Consider the following 20144-nt stretch of genomic DNA (forward strand, 5'->3'; position numbering starts at 1 on the left):
CCCCTATATCCATAAAAATCCGGCGGTCCCCCATAACCATAATAATAAGGTCCGTATGGATACATGATGCTGTCATCCCCCCTTCATGGTGTCCTATCAATTTTATGCTGAAAAAAGAAAAACATGAAAAGGTTCAGACGCTCATTCCATCATGGCGATCCTTGCATAGATCTCGCTCAAATTCGTAAACCCTTCTTTCTTTAATTCTTTTATGCAAAATATCCATAATTCAGCGGTTGCCAAACTATCATAAAGCGCATGGTGACGTCTCTTTATATCAATCCCATAATGCTCACAACATTCATCTAACGTCGTCAGCCCTTGCTGTTTATGAAGAATTTTCGTCAAAAAGGCTGTATCGACGATTCTATGCTGGAACCTTTTTCTCAAGGCGATCCATGTGGCATGATTCATGAATTGCTTTTCATGATTGGCATGGTGAGCGACAAGCAAATCCGCCTTCACATAATTATAAAAGCTCTTCAAAGCATCGCGAAGGAGAGGCGCGTCTTCGATCATTTCCCTTGTAATTCCAGTCAAGGATGCAATCTCTTTAGATGGCGTAGCATCTGTACCGACCAAAGTATAAAAGGTGTGGCTATCGACAATTTGTTCTCCTTTCACTTTCACAGCCCCTATGGATAAAATCTGGTCGCCGTTGTATGGGTAAAAGCCGGTCGTTTCCAAATCGAAAACCGTAATACTCAAATCATCAAAAGGAAGGTCAAGAGTATTCTCGTTCTTCATCTCTCTCTCCAAGTTCCTTAAGTACGCCATATTGGATGGATCATTTTGATTCAATGAAGAAAATCCACCACCGATTTTTCCGGACAGATCTTTAACAAATTGTACAAATGGGTTCATGTTCGACCCTCTTTAATGATGTTTTTCGCCATTTGATATAGTTTTTGAGCGCTTTTGACCTGCTTTTTCAACTGCTGTTTTTCCTCTTTTGATAACTGTTCCACTTTGATTACGTGGACCTGTTGATAATCTTCAGCGTCTTTTTTCAGTTCCAACCTTTGCTGAAGGAATTGCCGAAAACCATTTTCATATTCAGAAAGAGAGGGGTATAGGGAACGCAGCGCTTCAAATCTTGATAACGTTGAAGAATTGGTAACATGTTGAAAAAGGGACAGGATCCTCAAAGCATTAATATATGGAAAATAGACCGTCTGTTTTAGATTGAAATGACCTTTTTTCTCTCCACTGTAATCCGGCAGCAGCTGCCCGAAAACTCCCACACCCTTTTTTACGTAATTGACATTATCCATCAACCTTGCCAAAAGCCCTGGTTCTTCATCGATCACTGCAAAAGAAGTCTCTTTGACTTTGAGCAACAGTTCTGATTCCCCCACCAAGACTCTAGAATCAAAGAAAATAAGAAAATGTCGCAGGGACTGCCATTCTGCTTCCCTCAACCATTCGGAGATCTGCCGAGTGAATACGTCTACGGGCTGGCACCATAGAGGATTTGAAGCCATCACATTCCCCTCACACCGTTCATAACCGACGATGGCCATCCCATCTCTGATTTCTTCTCCCAGCGATAAATAATAATCTTGATGCTTCTCGTCCCCATCAAACAGGATCCCGTGATCTTGGTCACTCCATAACGACTGCTCATATCTTCCTGCACTCCCCATCAGAAAAAATGCAAAAGGAGCAGGAGGCTCCCCCTGCTCACGTTCAACTTTTTCTTTTGCCAGATGGAAAGTATGGTGGATCAATTGATCATGAAAAGTATTCAACTGCAAATGATCATCACTTACAGATTCAATCATCTCTTCTCGCCATACTCTGATTTCTTCATATGTCTTAAACATCCATTCCATCCTTTATGATTACGTCTTTACGCTCCTGATTTTGTCTTTTGTGGAGGTGTCAAATTTTCAGGGTATCCATAACCACCATGTTCACTTAAATCAAGACCCATAATTTCTTCCTCTTCTGATACACGAAGACCACCCATTGCTTTATCCATAATTTTCAGAATGATGAATGAAACGATGAACGCATACAACCCACTACTTACAACTCCGAGCGTCTGCACCCATAGCTGCTCAAATCCACCACCGTAAAACAGCCCGGGACGACCCACAGAAGCAAGCTCCGGGGTTGCGAACAAACCATTGGACAACGTTCCCCATACACCCACGACACCGTGGACGGAGAGAGCAAAAATCGGATCATCAATTTTCCTTTTATCAAAGAAACGCATGCTGAAGAATACAATTCCACCACCGATCAAGCCAATCAAAACGGCTGCCCAAGGTTCAACGAAAGCGCAAGAAGCTGTAATCGCAACAAGACCGGCAAGGGCACCATTCAACGTTGTCGGTACATCTGCTTTTCCAGTCACTGCCCAAACCATCAGCATTGCACCAATGGCACCAGCACCTGCTGCCAATTGGGTGTTAAGGGCCACATAACCAAAGAACGCATCCGCTACCCCGAACGTACTTCCTGCATTAAATCCGAACCAGCCGACCCATAAGAGGAGGACACCTAATGCTGTAAACACCTGGTTATGGCCGGCAATTTCATTAGAAGAACCATCTTTGTTGTATTTTCCAATCCGAGGTTTCAAGATAATCGTTGCCGCTAAAGCTGCCATGGCACCCGTCAAGTGGACAACCGTTGAACCGGCAAAGTCCTGCTTTCCATGTTCACCTAACCAGCCGCCTCCCCAGATCCAGTGAGCAATAACAGGATAAACGAGTACAGAGAATAAAATAGCGAAAATAACGTAGGCGACAAGTTTTGCCCTCTCAGCAAAACCACCAAAAGCAATTGTCATTGCAATGGCTGCAAACGCCAACTGGAAAAGGAAGTCTGTAGAACCGGCTAAGCCTTCCCCCATCGTCGTTGCATCCCCGAAAAAGAAATTAGAAAAGCCAATAAATCCATTTCCTTCACCATAAATCAGTCCGTATCCTAATGCCCAGAATACCACAGAAACAATGCCTACAGTAAAAACCGTCTTTCCTGCAATATGGCCGGCGTTTTTCATTCGTGTCGACCCTGCTTCAAGCAGTATAAAGCCCCCTTGCATCAATAGAACCAGGATTGTACAAACGATGATCCAAAGATTGTTCATCAAAAAAGTAGCATCCATTCTCTTAACTCCCCTTATGTGAGATTTTATAACATCTTATGTTATTAAGCATTGTATCAAAGTCACAATATTTACACAACTATAAATGTCAGGTTTCTTAACATAAGGTATGATCAAAGATTCTTAAGTTGCTAAAAACCCCTTCACCTTAGTCTTTTTAAAGACAAAAAAAGATCCCAAAAGTTTGGGATCAGGGATCAATCTACACCGTTGACTCCATGCAGAAGGTTGTATTTCGTATGTTTTTGAAGCAATTCCGAGACAGTTACGAATTGATAGCCTTCTTCTTTCAGTTTAGGGAGAATCTGCTTTAATGCTTCAACCGTCTGTGAACGATCGCCTCCAAAATCGTGAAAAAGGACAATATCCCCATTCCTCGTATTGTTCAATACGGTTTTTACAATATTATGGACGCCGGGGCTTTTCCAGTCTCTCGTATCTTGATGCCAGGACCACATGACCACCATATACCCTTCTTCATTAGCTGTATTGACAATAATGTCGTTATAGACGCCTCCAGGTGGACGAAACAACCTTGGCGGGGCACCTGTCAAACTTTCAAGAACTTCTGATGTGTTGTCCATTTCATGGATCAGCTCTTCTTTCGTTATGCCTGTAAAGTCCGGGTGATGAAAACTGTGGTTGGCAAGCTCGTGACCACTTTTCACCATCGACTTGATGATCGACGGATTCTCCTGAGCCCTTGATCCAACTACAAAAAACGTGGCTTTCGCGTTATGCTCCTGTAAAATGTCCAAAATTTCCGGCGTGTACTCTGAACTTGGGCCATCATCAAAAGTGATGGCTATATACTTTGATGAAATGGGCACATCCCAAATCGCCGTCCCTTGTTCTTCATAATAATTCCGAGGGTGATTTTCAGCGTAAACGCTTACAATATTCATATGGAAAATACACAGACCAATCAAAAGATATAGGGTGAATGTTTTCAAATGAAACACCCCTTTCCTTTTTTCATTAGTTTGCGGGTAAAAAGCTCTCTTATCCCAGCTAAAAAACGGAAAGTGCCCCCACACAAAAACCAGTCCCCTGTTGGAACTGGTTTTTAGATTTCATTATTTTTTCGGTTTCAATATCGTCCGTTGCATTGGAACTCCCCCCACGGGTACATTCCTTTCAAAGAAGACGTATGGTTTTTCGTCCACGATAAAAGTGTGATTACCTTCATAACGAACAGTGTGTCCTCTTTCACTCAATTCTTTTTCAATTGCCTGGACATATTCCTGATGATCGATATACCTCTCATCAAAATCAATTTGTATATGGCCTTTCCGATAACCCATCAACCAATTGAACAGAACGAACAATCCAATACCGGCAGCTCCCATGAATATATATACCCATAACATATCATCACCCCTGTCACCTACAAGTACGAGTAGGCTGCAAGGTAAGTTTCAGAAAAATAAAAAAGACCATTTCCACTGATCTTTTTTCGTGAGGGAATGTTGTTCACCCCCAAGCGCTCATGCCACCTTTAACGTTGGTGATTTTATTAAACCCTTGCTTTTTCAATACTTTCGCTGCGTTCATACTTCTCATCCCGCTTTGACATATTAAAACGACCTCTTTATTGCGGTCCAATTCACCAGATCGTTTCGCAATATCAGAGAGAGGTACATTTTTAAATGGCTTTTTATGATTCGCTCGATATTCACCAGGCGTCCGGACATCAATCCATTGCACATTTTTCTCTTTCAAACGCTTCTGCGTTTCCTGGACAGTTATATTTTGAACACCTTTTACCGGCAAAAGCTTTTTAATTATGAACCAACCGAGTAACAATCCAATTCCCCATGGAAGGATAGCTTCCATTTGTTTCACCCCTTATTTTTCAATCATACATGGCATCGCCCGGCATTCCTGGTCTTTTGCCGGGATGGTATAACCAATCACTTCATACCCTTTTCTCTTCAGCAGTCTCGCTGCCAAATTCTTTTCAACTTCATCAGAACAAACCAAAACAATCGGATGCTGTGGTATATCTTGATGATGTCTTTCTAAATAAGCCAGTGGCAGACAAACAGCATGTTCCATTTTATCATGAGATGATGTTTGATAATCCCTCGTATCAACGGGAACGATCATGCCATCATTTTTTGCAGTTATTTCGGACATGTTCATTTTTTTCACATGAGAGACCGGGAGATAACGGTGAAGAAGAAAAAGCCCCGCTCCTACGACTAACGTTACAATCATTACAAATGACATGATGTTCCTCCTTTATGTCTTGAACTAAAAACATTTTATACCCTATAAGGTATTTATGTCAACAATTAAACTTCTAGTTTCCAATGAACATTTAAGCAGAGTATGAGCATTTTTTCCAGAATAAGGGCTTATCCGTCAGTGTCCAGCTCTTGGATCTGAATGCGTCTCCCCGATCCTATTCTTCTCAAACGTTTACGTAGCTTGGGGCATTTTATTAATTCCAAAACAAAAAAGCCTAAAGCTTCGGCTTTAGGCTAATTGAACCTTCTTTAATTGACCATTCGATTTTGGTCTTTCCAAAACTTCTTCCGAATGACGACTTTCTGAATCTTTCCAGACGCTGTCTTCGGTAATTCTTCGATAAAAGTAACGCTTTTTGGTGCTTTGAAGTGAGCCAGTTTCTCACGGCAAAACAGGATCACTTCTTCTTCTGAGAGAGTTTCTCCTTCTTTCACTACCACTACCGCATGGGGTACCTCTCCCCACTTTTCATCTGGAACAGCAACGACAGCCGCTTCAAGTATGGACGGGTGTTCATATAAGGCCGCCTCTACTTCGATGGAAGATATGTTTTCTCCTCCGCTGATGATGACATCTTTTTTGCGGTCGACAATTTCAATATTCCCTCCGTCATCAACCACTGCCATATCTCCAGTATGAAGCCACCCATCTCTTATAGCTTCATGGGTCGCTTCGACATTTTTATAATACCCTTCCATCACATTGTTTGATTTTGTTACGATTTCCCCGATAGAAGTTCCATCGCTCGGAACTTCTTCTCCCAACTCATCCACGACCTTCACCTGGCTGCCGATCATGCTGTAACCAGCTTTCGCTTTCAAGCGATAACGCTCTTCCGCTGGTCGATCCACATCCATCGACCGAAGTTCCGATGTAGTAATCAATGGTGAAATTTCTGTCATGCCGTACACCTGGACGAATTTCCATTTCAAGTCTTCTTCCACTTTACGGACAAATGCCGGCGGAGGGGCGGAACCTGCAATCACGACTCTTACCTCATGGTCAATGGATGGCTGCTTCTCTTCGTACGCCCCAATGACCATGTTTAACACGGTCGGCGCCATATGTAGCACGGACACTTTGTGTTTCTCTACTTTATCTACGATTAATTGTGGATCTGTTTTGCGAAGCATCACTTGTGTAGCACCGTTCGCCGTATAATAAAAAGGAGATCCCCATCCGTTCACATGAAACATTGGCAGGACATGGAGGAGAGTATCCTGATCCGAAACCCTTAAGTGATGCATGGATGACAAAGCATGGAGGTAATTGGACCGATGACTTAACAATACCCCTTTAGGATTTCCCGTCGTTCCGCTCGTATAAAGTAAAGACGCAATATCTGTCTCCTCTATCGTCGCCCGTTCAAAACGATCAGGTGAAAACTGGGACAGCCATGACTCATACCCTTCCTTGGATGGATCTCCATGGACAATCACTTTCTCTATAGAAGGAAGGTCCTCCACAACCTCTTGCACTAACGGCAGGAGAGTATGATCGACGAGAAGCACTTTACTTTCACTGTGCTCTAAAATGAAACGGTAGTCCCCCGGCTTCAACCTAGTATTCAACGGGGTCATTACAGCCCCCAGCTGGAAGACACCGTAGAATCCTTCAAGCATTTCCGTCGAATTCGGAGCAAGATAAGCCACCTTGTCCCCTTTCTTCACACCTAAAGATTCAAGCCCTCTTGATAACTGGTTGACCCGAGCGTTCAACTCGCGGTAAGTCAGTGTCCAATCCTCATCAATGATCGCCGGTTTCTCTCCATATAACTGTACCGCCCTGTCCAGAAACTCTGTCAATATCAATGGAACATGCATCGGATACCCTCTCCCTTTAGCAAAATTATTAAGCGCTTACATATTATTCTAATTGCAAACCTGTACTATATCAATAGAAGCCTGGATATTGTGTACACAAACAGATGATTTTCATCGCAAAAAAAAACTGCCGTTCAGCAGTTTTTTACATCATCACCTTATCTTCATTAACAACATCGATTTCAAATCCAAGATCCTCGATCATTCGATGATCCTCCGTACTCTCCTGACCATCCGTCGTCAAGTAATCACCGATGAAAATAGAATTCGCAGGATACAAGCTTAATGGCTGAAGGCTTCTTAAATTCACTTCACGACCTCCGGAGACACGTATTTCTTTCGTTGGGTTGATGAAACGGAACAAGCAAAGGACTTTCAAGCAGTAGGAAGGTGTCAGTTCATCCGTCCCCTCTAAAGCTGTTCCATCAATGGCATGTAAAAAATTCACCGGAATGGAGTCTGCATCAAGAGTTTTCAAAGCACGCGCCATATCGATCACGTCCTGCTTCGTCTCTTTCATCCCTACGATGACCCCAGAGCAAGGCGAAATGCCGGCCTCTTTGGCATGATTGACCGTCCCGACCCGGTCATGGTATGTATGACTCGTCGTTATTTCATCATGATGATTTTCTGAAGTATTGATATTATGGTTGTAGCGGTCCACACCCGCTTCTTTTAATTGCTCCGCCTGTTCTGCTTTCAATAAACCCAGACACGCACAAACTCTCATATCATATGCTTCTTTGATTTCTTTGACTGCAGATGTGACGATATCAAGTTCACGTTTTGATGGACCACGACCACTTGCCACGATACAGTAAGTTCCCGACCCCATTTTTGAGGCTTTTTCGGCTCCTTTTACGATGGTATCTTTGTCCATCATCCGGTATTTTTGAATGGGGGCACTCGAATCTCTGGACTGCGAACAATACCCGCAGTTCTCCGGGCAGAAGCCGGACTTCGTATTGACGATCATATTCAGTTTCACTTTGTTGCCATAATGTGCCTTTCTTACTTGGTAAGCTTGGTGTAATAAGTTTAGAAGTTCATCGTCTGGACAATTCAACACTTCAAACGCTTCCTGATCTGTAATTTCTTCTCCATTCAACGATTTTTCCACTAGATGACTCCACATACAGATTCCCCTTTCTGATGCCTTACTTAGTTAACCTATAAAATAAACGGTTAACATTTAGATTCAGAATACCATAACCCATCAGAAAAATCACGGTTCAATTTTGCTTTAAATGTTCCACATATGCTCCCTTTAGTTGAAGACTCAGTTTCGAGACACTTCCGGGATTCGTTTGCCTTGTTGGGAGTCAGGGGTGGTTGGGAAGCTACTCGCTTTCCTGTGGGGAGCGCCGAGCTTCCTCGGGCTACGCCCTGCGGGATCTCGCCTATCTCCTTCTCCCACGGGAGTCTCGCAGCTTCCCAACCACCCCATTCGATATAGGTGAGTAACGAACCCCTTTACCAAGTTGGATTTGTCTTCCATTCCCCCACTGTTAGAAGCATAAAGCGAGCTGTATCAAGCTTTAAGGGTTTTAACACCTGAGCATGGGAGGTTATTCTTACCATTCCATCAAGCTGAATGGCTGCTTATTCTAGAAGTGGTTTCGAGGCACTAATTAGGCGCAAGGGGCGGAGGGGGATGAGGAGACTCCTGTGGGGAAAAAGTGCTTGGTGAGACCTCGCAGGACGCAGTCCGAGGAGGCTCACCGCGCTCCCACGGAAAGCGAGTCATCCCCCTCCGCCCCCATCCACTCAAAAAACATCTCGAAACTGAGTCTTCAAGAACCCTGCCCGATAGTTGAATAACTCACACTTTACAGGGACGTATGTAAAGAGAGCTGTCATGCAGCTCTTATGACTCCTCAAACCGTGCAAGGCCACGACGGAAGGCTGCGAGGTGGTTCAATGATGCATTCCTTAACTGTATAAAAACAGTTCTCACATCCTCTGGCAAATCATACAATAAAAACTTTTCATACATGGATATGTTTTCAATTTCCCCCTGGACACCAGCTGCATACGCCGCTTTTACACTGTCAGGAGTGCTTACATACTGACTTGCATCATCGGATGGTATAGGGATTTGATATCTTGTGAAAAGTGTATTCAGGGCAGAAATGTGGCGTTTTTCCGCTTCCTGGATTCGGACGAATGTCTGGATATCGCCAAAATCCCGCCTAATATCTTCATAACGGGCTTGTGCAAGATATTCATCCTGGATGGCATACGTCAACATGTCTGCGAAGGTTAATGAAGAAGCGCTCAAGGCACCTGCCGCCCCATAATCCTGTTGCCTTACCTGAAAACGATCCCTTTGAGGGAATGAAAGAAAATACAGAAACCAAACGGCATGGTTCTGTTCATCAGCCCCCGCCTGGCGGAACGTTTCTTTGATGGAAAGATCCTGTGCTTTCCGCTCGATTTCATAATAAAAGTCTGTTGTCTTTTGTTCATCGACAAACGCTGCTTCTATCCCATCCCTGTATTGATCGGGGCACGGTTCAGTGATTTTCGGGGATGGTTGTTTTCCTGTCAGTTGCTTATAAATATTGCTGAAGGCCTCATAGTGACGGATTTCATCCTGGCGAATCTCATAAATTTGCTGTCTTGCCTGCTGTGTAGGAGCTAAATCCGCTAACTTATTGTAGCAAGCAATTGCACTGTACTCGCCGTTAATCGCTTTTTCCACATCTTTTATGAGTGATTGATCATTTTGGATGCGGAAGTAACCATCATATCCATAAGGGTTGAATGTATATCCATACTGATTCCGATACAATGAATTCAACCTCCTTTTAGAAGTCATCAACCTATCCTATGAAAAATGGGCGGTTTTGTGTGCAAATCGAATGTTTTGTATCTTTTATCGATCTTGATTTATAATTACTTCAATACTTGAGGTTCAATACTTTAGAACTAACCAGAGGTTCACATATGAGTATTTATGATTATTCGCCAGCAAAAAAAGCGTGATGAAGACTTTTTCTTCATCACGCTTCTGCGGTAGATACTATGCCATGGAGAGTAAGAATAATTTGCTGATCAGCTTTTAATAAAATCCTCCTGACGAAGATGGAGCATTAGCTAGAAGAGGCTGTGGTTGTTTCCCTACATTCCGGTCTCCTGTTGTCAACAGGGCTTTGCGTTCAAAGGCACCAGGATACTCGACGACCCAACCTTCAGCATCAATGACTAGTGCGGTCTCATAATCCCTGCAGCGGTATTGAAAGATCCTATAGCCGTCGTTATCTCCCAAATACGTGTACACTTGAAGCAGTGGAAATACTTCTTTCCTTAATACATCGACAAAAACCATTTTGAACGTCCGCCGTTCTCCTCTATGCCAGGTCACACGATTGATCGGCAAGGTGTTGGAAAAAGGCGTGATGGTCAAATCGACATTCGTCGCCCCATCCAGATTCTCATCGTACCTCCCATTGACCCACCACTTATCCTGTTTTTCCGCCTGGACGACAAAGGGCTCGGTCTCTTGTTCTTGATAAATCTTCACTTTTTTGGTCTTCCAATCAAGTCCGAGCTTCAAATCATAAGTAAGATGATGTGGCACTCCCTGATCCACAAGCAACACCGTCCCCCGCACCTCCATATGATTGGTTAACTTTTTCAACGTTAAATGTTCCGCTCCAGCGGACTCCAGATGATCCCAAATCACACGTTGCTCCATATGATTCCCTCCTAAATGGATTTTGTGACAGACCCTTTCATCCGAATGACTTTCCCATCAAGATCAGGACCGATTGTTTTCATTCCTGCCTTCTCATAAAATCGGCGTGCTCGATGGTTATCAGGTGCAACACGCAAATGAAATTCCTCAAGATTACGTTTTTTAAAAAAATCGATCGCGTAGTTGTGAAGTGCTTTCCCCATTCCTTTCCCACGCTCAGAAGGGATCAGGTAAAACAAGTGAATGTATCCGATTCTCCGTCCCTTATACTTTTTCACCGATAACTCCAGCTGACCAATGACTCCTCCGTCTACCTCTGCCATAACGAAACCATCAGGGTGTTGCTCTACTTTTTCAAGCACATAGATTAAGTATGCATTTGCGTCAAAGCCTGAGGTGTTACCGAAGCTCACCATAAACGAATCTTTACGGAAATCGATGATACACTGCCGGTCTTTTTTTAAATCAATCGTTCGGAACTGAACCATCTTGCACCCTCCATTTCTTCACTCGAGCATCGTAGAAGTATGGCGGGATGAATGAACGTAATATCACGGAATGATCTCGCTACAACTTCCCCAAATTCCTCCTCTCCTTATGGAAAAGATCAACCTCTGTCACCGGGCTCAAAACCTTTTCTAACGGCAGCATTTCTCGTTGATGTCACGGATTTGTTCAGGTGCTTGTGGAAGCTGTTTGTCGTTCTGTTATAGCTGCGATTTGTATAGGTTGCTCTTATCATTGGTTATCTTTTTCTTCAAAGGGAATTCCATCTCGCTCCTCCTTCTCTTAAAATTCGCTACCTAAATTGAAATTCCTTCCTTTTTTTACATAGAGAAGGATGGCGGACAAATACTAAGTTAATCATGTTGCATTCGTTTCGGAAATATATTCGTAGTAGGAGGTGAAAAGGATATGTTTTCATCCAAATGGCGCCTGCTGAAAAAAGACTTGAAGGCCGCGTTAAAATCAACCCCAGCCCCGTTGACGACGCAGGAAGAAACGCTCGTGAAGGAAATAAGGAGGATCACTCAGGAGAAAAATCGAAACAACGTCACACGTACGATGGCGTATCTTCACTTTTTTGAAAAGCATCCTGAAATTCATTGGGCACTGCTTGCCCACCTCGTCTCTAGAAACGCGGGCTGGAACATGACTGATCTGAAGGGTGAATATCTACCAAAGTTGTTGACAGGAAAAGAAGGGAGAGACTTTTTCGTTTTCTTAGAACGAGGAAATTGGCTCATCTTTCAGGATGCTTACCCCCAGCTATTGCTATATGATGCCAGTTTGAAGCATGGCCGCCCTCTCTATCACCTATTAGATGCGTTGGACGTATCCAAATTCATGAAACCTTTTTGGGAACGTTTTTGGAAAAGCGGAAATAGTGAAGAACTGACGAAAGCGCTGATCGTCAATGAACAGCATTATATCGAAAATCGCGTGGTAAGAAACCACCTTTACATGGCGACTGTTATGGACAAAGTGATGTTCAAGCTTCAAGATGTGCTTTCAATGAATCATATCCTTTTCCCTTATGTAACTCCGATCCAACAGAAGATAAAACTCGTCGGTGGAACCGTCCACCACTTTTCTGCCGTGGATGAACGCATTCTCCTCGGAAGATCTCTTTACGAGCTTCTTTATGGTGTGCGGTCACGCTTGGATCAAATCGTTCAGTGGTGCTCCGCTAATAAACACACGGGCTCGCGTAAGGATTACTGGCCGCAATTATTTAATGATGTCAATGAAACACCTCCGGGTCATGTCCATGAAATGACCATGAGCCCCTGCAAACGAAAGCAGAACGGGTCCAAAATTTACAGTCCCAGACTGGAGATTGTGTGGGAGGACTGGGTCCATGCAGAAGCGGAAACAGGAGATTGGTTCAAGAGTGTCCACGTCCTCGATTTGATGAAAAAGAATGCAAAGGAATTCAACGGGGATATTGAATCGGTGTATTGCCGGACGCTGGAAGAAATCGAGTTTGCCTCACAAACGAAGCATACTTTTTTTCAAAATACAGAAGGGCGATCCGAAGACCGCCCTTAACTATAAATTGCGTTTTTCATCCCTATTGCCTTGGCGCAAATAACATGACACATACACCGATTATGCAGATGCCTGCACCAATCCAGTCATATAAATCGGGCGTTTTACGATCCACGCCCCACCCCCACAACACTGATAAAATGATGAACACCCCTCCATAAGCGGCGTATACACGACCAAAGGATGGGAAACTCTGAAACGTAGCGATCACTCCGTATAAGGCAAGCGCGAATCCTCCAGCGATGCCCCAGGAAAGCGGCTTTCCTTCACGGATGGCGAGCCAAATTAAATACCCTCCTCCAATTTCAGCCACTCCTGCAAATAGAAATAATAAGAATGCTTGAATCATTAGCGATCACTCCTGTAAAAAACTATATCTATAATTTACAGGAGAAACCTCTACTTGTCACAAACCAAAAAATCATCAACCTCTATAAGCAGGACTTAACTCGCTCCAGACATCCAACCGATTTCCGTTTATATCCTCGAATACAAAATTCAAACCAGGGTGGCCCCTGTCTTCGATGTCCCCCACTTTAACGCCTTTATCTTTTAATTGTTTCTGTAAAGCCTTCAACGCCTCTTTTCCATCCACTTCAAATGTGATGGCAAAACGCTCGCTTCCGTCCTCCTCTAAAAAGTTTGATGTTTGTCCCGGCGCTGCTTTTACTAAGAAAATACTGATGTCTGCCAAGTCTACGATGGCTTTCTGGTTATCTTGATAATTGATGTCAGCTCCAAGCTTCTCTTTGTACCAGACTGCGGATTTCCCCACTTCTTGGACGGGTAAATAAATGGTTCCTACTCGGATTAACGAATGTTTCATGGCACGCCCTCCTATCGATCTATGTATTCCACCAAACGCTAGAAACTCCTTCATTCAATAAGTTCCTCATTTAATATAAACTCCCGATTGTGGAGGACTCAGTGTCGAGATAACCGGGGTTCGTTTGCTTTTTGTAAGCGTTAGGGGTGGTTAGAAACGAACCCTATATCATGACGGGACGTCCTATCCGCATGGAAACTAGTATAAAGTGGTCTATAACAAGCTTTCACGTTCGGAGTGACCAATGGGGAGAGCTTCCTATCGTCTACTTCCATTGAGCATCCAAGCAGAGATTCCGAGAGTGGTTTCGAGAGCCTCCTATGGTAAAGGACGCAACGATGAAGCAGGAAAACAGCACCGTCATGATTGTGGAAACCATAGGCTGCTCCTTATACCTTTAACTTCACGGCTCTTGTGGCAAGCATTGTTTTAATATGGTGGTCGATGGTTCTTCCACCGCCAAAATCATCTTCATAGATCCCTGCAATGACAAAGCCTGCATCTGTCTGCCCTTGCAGCTGATCTTCCAGTGTGTGGCCGAACTCGAGCGTCTCACCTTCGATCACTTCTTCCTCCTCAAGCGCGGAGTAAGGAATGGTATGGGCCACTTCCAACTGGCCTTCGTCCTCTTTTTCTGCATCAAACAAGTAAAGAACAGGATTCATAAAGCCTGAGATGAGTATCCCTTTATCCTTTAAAACACGTGCCGCTTCCTTCCAGACCGGGCGTACATTTTCAATGAATACGTTAGCAACAGGATGAACAATAAGATCGAACGTTTCATCTGCGAATACGGATAAATCAGTCATGTCCCCTTTAACGATTTTCAAATCGAGACCTTCCTGATCAGCTACACGCTTGTCCTGCTGCAGCTGTTTCTCAGATAAATCAAAAACGGTGACCTCGGCCCCTGCGGCTGCCAGGACAGGGCCTTGTTGACCACCACCGGACGCGAGGCAGAGAATCTTCACCCCTTTTAACGATTCAGGAAACCAGTTCCTCGGTACCTGACGATCGGCGGTCACACCGATTGTCCACTCGCCACTACGAGCCTTTTCGATTGTTTCATGTGTGACGCTTTGGGTGTAACGGACCCCGTCTTCCACTTTTTTGTCCCACGCTTTACTATTATGTTCTGTCGTTTGGCTCATCTTTTTCTTCCTCTCATTCAAATCAGTAAAATTACTTCCATCTTTAAATAGCGTTTCAAGCTGGATGACCGCTCGTATTCATGCGGTGTCCATATTGTTGCTTCAACTCGTCTAAAAGAGATGCTGCATCCTCGTCGGATAAGTTTTCTAAGTAAATGTTCTCTTCCTCACCCTTGTCTGATTTTATGGAAATGACATCATCCATTTGCTGGATGCGCTCTATTTCTTCATCTGTCAGGCGCATGTTCGGATCAGCGATGCCAATCCGGATGTTGAGGACACCATTCTCTACACACACATAATTACGTTCAGGCATTTTGTAATAGTGAATCATTTGCCACAAACCTATGAGAAAAACCACCCCTGATCCGAAAACGATAAACGGCTCGATCCGGCTGTGCAAATAAAGAGAAAGTCCTGCCGGTAATAAACTTACAATAACGTTAAACAAGGACCCTCTCGCCTTTTTCCTCCATAATTCTGTGTTGCTATATTTATAATTCAAGACATCACCCTCTTAAACCTCTTGTTGGGAAACTACTCTTTTGTATGCAGCGTACTCTGTTTTTGTCCCCCTAAGAACAAAAAAACAAAGCTTTACTCCGTATGCAAGACTTCCTCATCCGATAAGTGAATCATCAGCGGTTGGACGAATAGAACGATCAATAAAAGGAAAACAGCGAAAAACAAGGCTGAGGTCAGGCGCATTTGGAACGTCTCTATTAAAAACATAAACACAAAAAATGCTGAAACCGCTAAGAGACCTGAATGCTGGTAGGATCGTTTTGTTGAATAGTGCTCTTCTCCGCAATGCGGACATTCTTTCTTACCGCCGACTTTCATCGATGAAAGCAACGCTTTTCCAAATGTCCAACCGCGTCCACATGCCTTACACCTCACTTTGTTCACTCTCCTTCAGTGCTACCACTTCTTTTTCCAAACGTTGAATCCGCTCCTCCTCGCCTGTTGACCGAATTCTACGTACAACCGCTAGAAAACACCCAATAACAGCGAGCGTCATTCCTATCGTTCCAATGAAGAATACAAGGAAAAAATCGATCATTTTGTGCCCTCCTGTTTTTCTATACGGTCGATACGGTCCGAATGTTTCAATTTTTCAGAAAAAATCAAAGGATTACGCCCTAAGCAAAAGGAATAACGAGTTCACTCAAGAATTCCTCACAAAAAAATAAGCACCCCATAACAGAGTGCTTATTTTTTGAAGGATTTCCAGTCAAGCTCACTTTCATTCAACAGTTCCTCAAAGCTTTTGTTTGCTTCTGCCCGCTTGCGCTCTTCGATTCGGCGCTGTTTTTCCTGTTCTTCACGTTCAACGGCCTGCTGCTTCAGCTCCGTTTTTTTAGATTTCAACTTTGAAAGAACATCGGCATTCAGCTGGTCTCCGAGAGATCCGGATTGCGGCTTTTTCTTACTCATACGGTCGCTCCTTCTTTTACGTCTTTGATCGGGATGATCGGGTTCAGGATTCCGTCCGGGCTGGAAAGGCGGAACGTGCCTCTCATAAAGTCGAGCTTCATATCCTTTTTGAAAAAGGTTGCCTGCTGATCATCAATAATGACGGCATAATCATCGTTTTCTACTTTTCGATCGGTGGAGCGCTCCTCTTTTTCCAGACGAATGGTTGGCAGTCCATTCACACCGCAGCCACATCCTTCTGTGTCATAGAAAAGGCGGATGAGCGGACGCTCGGGATCCTGGATTTGTTCCAGCTGCTGCTTCGCTTCTTCGGTGATACGTAGTTTCATCGTTCATCCCTCCTGTTTCTTCTATTGTAAGAAAACCGTGCTTCAGAGGCAACGGTTATGTTTATTCTGCGTAGTGTCCGCCAACTAGACGACTCCGGTGGCGGGCGGTTCCTGCATTTGTCCAGGAAACCGCACGGAGAAGCATATCCTGCCCGTAGCGCTCGCGAATCTCATCCATCACATAACCGAGGTCTCTTTTTTTATCGCGGCCGTCATCAAACAAGTCGAGTTGGACATTCGCATCTTCCGTAATGTTTCCGAGGGTGACGGAGATGCGGCGGACAACCCCGCCATTAAAAAAGCGGTGGAACAGGGTGAGGCAGGCGTGGTAAATGTCCATCGTAATGCTCGTCGGATGTTCAATAGATACGGACCGGTGAAAGCCACCCGCTCCTTCACTTTTGCTATAGCCGATCCCGAGAGAAATCGTTCTCCCTGCATGGCCTTTTTTCCGGGCGCGACGGGCGACTTCTTCACACATTTCGAGGATGACGTACTTCACCTCTTCGGGATCTTGATAATCACGAAGGAGAATCTGACTTTTTCCATAGCTCACCTGACCGTGAATGATCGGAGCACCGGGATCGGACATGTCAATGCCGTTCGCATGGTAGTAGAGCTGATTTCCCATCACTCCGAACGTTTTTTCAAGACGATCGAGCGGAAACTTTGCCAACTGCCCGACAGACCAGATCCCCATGCGATTCAGACGGTGTTCAAGCCGCGGACCGATGCCCCACATTTCTGACAGGGGAGCGACCGGCCACAGCTTCTCGCGGAAGTCATGGTATGTCCAACGGGCGATGCCCTTCTTTTTTGCTTCAAGATCAAGGCAGAGTTTGGAAAGCAACATGTTCGGACCAATGCCGATCGCTGCATCTAGATGGAACGTTTCTTTTAATTCATCGACGATCATTTGAGCCGTTTCCTCCGGCACGCCGAATTTCCCTTTGTTGTCCCCCACTTCTAAAAAGCTTTCGTCAACGCTGTACGTATGGATCTTTTCTTTCGGGACGAATTTGTGAAAAAGGTTCGTTACTTGAGTGGATACTTCTAAGTACTTCCTCATTTGCGCGGAGACGATGACAATTTCCGGCGCGGAAGGGATTTCAAACAGGCGGCTCCCTGTGCGGATGCCGTATTTCTTTTTCATCGCCGGCGTCGCAGCCAATACGACACTTCCTTTACGATTCGTATCGGCCACGACAGCGAGCGGGACCGTAAGCGGATCGAGTCCACGATCGATCGCCGCACAGCTCGCATAGAAACTCTTCATGTCCACACACAGAATCCCTCTGTCCGGATACCTTCCATAATCAATGCTCGGATTTCCCATGTCGCCTCCACCTCCTTTACCTAGTATATCCTCATTATGCGAATATATGTTCGTATTTGCAAGTGCCAATTCCTGCTACCATTTCCTGTCTGACCAGGTCTTACAGATATTGGTGTACCAGGTCATACATATTTTTCCATCACACCCCATACAAAAACCTCTTCCCTGGAAAGAGGTTTTGTGTGATTGCGGTCATTTTTTGTTGAATTGTCTTTGCATGAGTTTTTCCATTGCAACGGGTGCGAGAGAGTAGACTTTGCTTCCGGAGTCCATCCAGGAAGGCATATTGATTTCTCGCTGTTTCGTAAATAAATGGTGGACAACCGTTCTTGCTACACGGTTCGGATCAAGCATGATCTTATCAACCGATTTCTCATACTTCCCGCTCGGGTCCGCCTGCTGAAAGAAATTCGTCCTCACAGGTCCGAGATTGACGGAAGTGACATAGATGCCTAAAGGCTCTACTTCCATCCTTAACGCATTCGTGAAACCTATAACCGCATGCTTAGTCGCTGCATAAACGGCTGATTTCGGTGTGGCGATTTTGCCTGCCTGTGAAGCTATGTTGATGATATGGCCTTCTCCATGCTGCACCAAATGTGGCAGCAGCTGATGCGTGGCGCGAAACAGTGACTTCACGTTCACAGACAGCATACGCTCAATATCCTGCCAGTTCGATTCAGCCACATGATCGAACACGGCGATTCCTGCATTATTGATCAACCCGTCAATGGATCCATGTTCATAGCAGATCCGGTCAATCGTATCTTTCCATTCCGCATCATTCGATAAATCCGCAGGGTACCATGGACTTTTGACGCCAAAGGCTTCTTCAATCTTCTCTGCGATGATTTCCAATTTGTGTGCGGTCCGTGCAACAAGAATCGGGGTTCCGCCTTCCTGCGCAACGTGAATCGCGAGAAATTCGCCAATTCCGCTCGAGGCTCCTGTGATAAGCACTTTTTTTCCTTTTACTCGTTCATTCATTCGATCACCTATTTGCTTGATAGAATTTCTCTCCGTCTACGTAAGAAACTTTAAGCTTTCCAACGCTTTCTAAGTAGTCCAGTTGTCCGATTGTTTCAGACATCGTCAAACCGAATTGATTCTCGATGTGTTTCGGAAAGAGACGCTTGCATACGTCATATGCACGTAATGGCCCCTCGCTAAACATTCGGAATACCTTTTCCGCTCGCTGTTCCTGCTTTTTTAACCGTTCCTGAATCAGTTCGTGCGCACGATCGAAGATGTCTCCATGCCCCGGGTAGACGTTACCAATCTCCCACTTTAACAACTTTTCCATAGAATCTCGGTAGTCAAGCAGAGGTCTTGGACGAGCCTCTCCCTTTGTGTGAGGCGGCTCAAGTAAAGGGTTCGAAGAAATATGGGAGAGAAGGTGATCTCCACCAATCAACGCCCCGTCCCCTTCTCTATAAAAAGATAAATGGCTTTGGGCATGGCCGTGTGTTTCGATTGTCACCCATTCTTCATGACCCGGTACCCGGTCACCTTCTGTCAATTCGTGGGTAAGCTTTCCTTCCGACGTCCATTTCAATGTCTTCCTCAATCCCTTTAACAATGGAAAAAAGCGCTCAGGCACTCCAGATTCCTTGTACATGCCTTTGAAAAATTCTTCATAATGAGAAAAGTATTCTTCTTCCCTCTCAAGCCAGGGCTTCAATTTCGGGTGGCCGGCGATGGTATTCACGTTCGGTAATCGTTCAACAAGCCCCATATGATCCGGATGATGATGAGTCAGAATCACCTGTTCAATATCTTCCGGCTGGTATCCCGCTTCCTTTAACTGTTCAACTAACGCTTTCCAACACTCTTCCGTCTTCACGCCTGCATCAATCAGGGACAACCGGTCACCTTTTATCAAATAAGCATGAACATCCCCGACCGCATAAGGGGTAGGCAATGTGAATTGTGTAATGGTATCCTTCAATGTCTTCATAACACTTCCTCCATACTGAATGATCATTCACTTTTCTATATTGTAGCATGACTACCATAGATTTTCCTCCTATATGACAAAGATTACAGACGTCACATTATTCATAATTGTTTTTCTAGTGGGACTTTTTCCAAAAGACTTCAAATAAAAATTACTTTTCAT

At 44.5% G+C, this 20144-nt stretch carries 24 protein-coding genes; 1 reads left to right on the forward strand and 23 read right to left on the reverse strand.

The window, feature by feature from the left end:
- Positions 1-141: 141 nt before the first annotated feature.
- The 12 genes from DYE48_RS03040 to DYE48_RS03095 all read right to left on the reverse strand — a co-directional run bounded on the left by DYE48_RS03040 (position 142) and on the right by DYE48_RS03095 (position 11382).
- Positions 142-864 carry an exonuclease domain-containing protein gene (locus tag DYE48_RS03040; RefSeq protein WP_115822372.1) on the reverse strand — a complete coding sequence of 241 codons (723 nt, stop codon included), beginning with the start codon at positions 862-864 and terminating at the stop codon, positions 142-144.
- Positions 861-1826, reverse strand: a complete 966-nt coding sequence (locus DYE48_RS03045; protein WP_115822373.1) for a DUF294 nucleotidyltransferase-like domain-containing protein — start codon at positions 1824-1826, stop codon at positions 861-863. The genes DYE48_RS03040 and DYE48_RS03045 overlap by 4 nt, the downstream gene beginning before the upstream one ends.
- A 26-nt stretch (positions 1827-1852) precedes the next feature.
- Positions 1853-3118, reverse strand: a complete 1266-nt coding sequence (locus tag DYE48_RS03050; protein WP_089651829.1) for an ammonium transporter — start codon at positions 3116-3118, stop codon at positions 1853-1855.
- A gap of 197 nt (positions 3119-3315) precedes the next feature.
- Entirely contained in the window at positions 3316-4071 is a 756-nt protein-coding gene (locus tag DYE48_RS03055; RefSeq protein WP_244199361.1) for a polysaccharide deacetylase family protein, read from the reverse strand.
- 123 nt (positions 4072-4194) lie between these two features.
- On the reverse strand, positions 4195-4488 hold the full coding sequence (locus tag DYE48_RS03060) for a hypothetical protein (RefSeq protein ID WP_115822374.1): 294 nt from the start codon (positions 4486-4488) through the stop codon (positions 4195-4197).
- 103 nt (positions 4489-4591) lie between these two features.
- Positions 4592-4954 (reverse strand): rhodanese-like domain-containing protein, encoded by a 363-nt coding sequence (locus DYE48_RS03065; RefSeq protein WP_115822375.1) that lies wholly within the window; start codon positions 4952-4954, stop codon positions 4592-4594.
- Positions 4955-4966: 12 nt separating this feature from the next.
- A complete protein-coding gene (locus tag DYE48_RS03070) occupies positions 4967-5350 on the reverse strand; it encodes a rhodanese-like domain-containing protein (RefSeq protein WP_115822376.1) in 384 nt (127 codons plus the stop codon).
- Positions 5351-5619: 269 nt separating this feature from the next.
- Positions 5620-7194, reverse strand: coding sequence for a long-chain-fatty-acid--CoA ligase (locus tag DYE48_RS03075; protein ID WP_115822377.1), 1575 nt, complete (start codon positions 7192-7194; stop codon positions 5620-5622).
- A 145-nt stretch (positions 7195-7339) separates the two neighbouring features.
- A complete protein-coding gene (gene bioB, locus DYE48_RS03080; RefSeq protein WP_425269285.1) occupies positions 7340-8335 on the reverse strand; it encodes a biotin synthase BioB in 996 nt (331 codons plus the stop codon).
- 726 nt (positions 8336-9061) lie between these two features.
- Positions 9062-9988: a ferritin family protein gene (locus tag DYE48_RS03085; RefSeq protein ID WP_244199362.1), complete on the reverse strand. Its 927-nt coding sequence runs from the start codon at positions 9986-9988 to the stop codon at positions 9062-9064.
- 270 nt (positions 9989-10258) lie between these two features.
- Positions 10259-10894 carry a putative glycolipid-binding domain-containing protein gene (locus DYE48_RS03090; protein ID WP_115822379.1) on the reverse strand — a complete coding sequence of 212 codons (636 nt, stop codon included), beginning with the start codon at positions 10892-10894 and terminating at the stop codon, positions 10259-10261.
- An 11-nt stretch (positions 10895-10905) separates the two neighbouring features.
- Positions 10906-11382: a GNAT family N-acetyltransferase gene (locus DYE48_RS03095; RefSeq protein WP_115822380.1), complete on the reverse strand. Its 477-nt coding sequence runs from the start codon at positions 11380-11382 to the stop codon at positions 10906-10908.
- Positions 11383-11809: 427 nt separating this feature from the next.
- Between DYE48_RS03095 and DYE48_RS03100 the strand changes: the two genes are divergently transcribed.
- A complete protein-coding gene (locus DYE48_RS03100; protein WP_115822381.1) occupies positions 11810-12946 on the forward strand; it encodes a DUF2515 family protein in 1137 nt (378 codons plus the stop codon).
- Positions 12947-12968: 22 nt separating this feature from the next.
- Here the strand turns inward: DYE48_RS03100 and DYE48_RS03105 are convergent, their stop codons facing one another.
- From DYE48_RS03105 to DYE48_RS03150, 11 genes are all read right to left on the reverse strand, one after another.
- Positions 12969-13295 (reverse strand): YnfA family protein, encoded by a 327-nt coding sequence (locus DYE48_RS03105; RefSeq protein ID WP_115822382.1) that lies wholly within the window; start codon positions 13293-13295, stop codon positions 12969-12971.
- A 75-nt stretch (positions 13296-13370) separates the two neighbouring features.
- Complete coding sequence (locus tag DYE48_RS03110) at positions 13371-13772, reverse strand: VOC family protein (protein ID WP_115822383.1); 402 nt, start codon at positions 13770-13772, stop codon at positions 13371-13373.
- 389 nt (positions 13773-14161) lie between these two features.
- Positions 14162-14923, reverse strand: a complete 762-nt coding sequence (locus tag DYE48_RS03115) for a class I SAM-dependent methyltransferase (RefSeq protein WP_115822384.1) — start codon at positions 14921-14923, stop codon at positions 14162-14164.
- Between the two features lie 55 nt (positions 14924-14978).
- A complete protein-coding gene (locus DYE48_RS03120; RefSeq protein WP_115822385.1) occupies positions 14979-15428 on the reverse strand; it encodes a hypothetical protein in 450 nt (149 codons plus the stop codon).
- Between the two features lie 92 nt (positions 15429-15520).
- On the reverse strand, positions 15521-15823 hold the full coding sequence (locus tag DYE48_RS03125; protein ID WP_167449432.1) for a TIGR04104 family putative zinc finger protein: 303 nt from the start codon (positions 15821-15823) through the stop codon (positions 15521-15523).
- Positions 15813-15986 (reverse strand): hypothetical protein, encoded by a 174-nt coding sequence (locus tag DYE48_RS21085; protein ID WP_167449433.1) that lies wholly within the window; start codon positions 15984-15986, stop codon positions 15813-15815. Before DYE48_RS21085 ends, DYE48_RS03125 begins: the two co-directional genes overlap by 11 nt.
- A 149-nt stretch (positions 15987-16135) precedes the next feature.
- On the reverse strand, positions 16136-16360 hold the full coding sequence (locus DYE48_RS03130; protein ID WP_115822387.1) for a YqkE family protein: 225 nt from the start codon (positions 16358-16360) through the stop codon (positions 16136-16138).
- Positions 16357-16689: an iron-sulfur cluster biosynthesis family protein gene (locus DYE48_RS03135; protein ID WP_089651812.1), complete on the reverse strand. Its 333-nt coding sequence runs from the start codon at positions 16687-16689 to the stop codon at positions 16357-16359. Before DYE48_RS03135 ends, DYE48_RS03130 begins: the two co-directional genes overlap by 4 nt.
- A 61-nt stretch (positions 16690-16750) precedes the next feature.
- Complete coding sequence (locus DYE48_RS03140; RefSeq protein ID WP_115822388.1) at positions 16751-18025, reverse strand: Y-family DNA polymerase; 1275 nt, start codon at positions 18023-18025, stop codon at positions 16751-16753.
- 192 nt (positions 18026-18217) lie between these two features.
- Entirely contained in the window at positions 18218-19012 is a 795-nt protein-coding gene (locus DYE48_RS03145; RefSeq protein ID WP_115822389.1) for an SDR family NAD(P)-dependent oxidoreductase, read from the reverse strand.
- A 4-nt stretch (positions 19013-19016) separates the two neighbouring features.
- Entirely contained in the window at positions 19017-19982 is a 966-nt protein-coding gene (locus tag DYE48_RS03150) for an MBL fold metallo-hydrolase (RefSeq protein WP_115822390.1), read from the reverse strand.
- Between the last annotated feature and the right edge of the window lie 162 nt (positions 19983-20144).

It is taken from the genome of Halobacillus trueperi (assembly GCF_003386945.1).
GTDB lineage: Bacteria > Bacillota > Bacilli > Bacillales > Halobacillaceae > Halobacillus > Halobacillus aidingensis.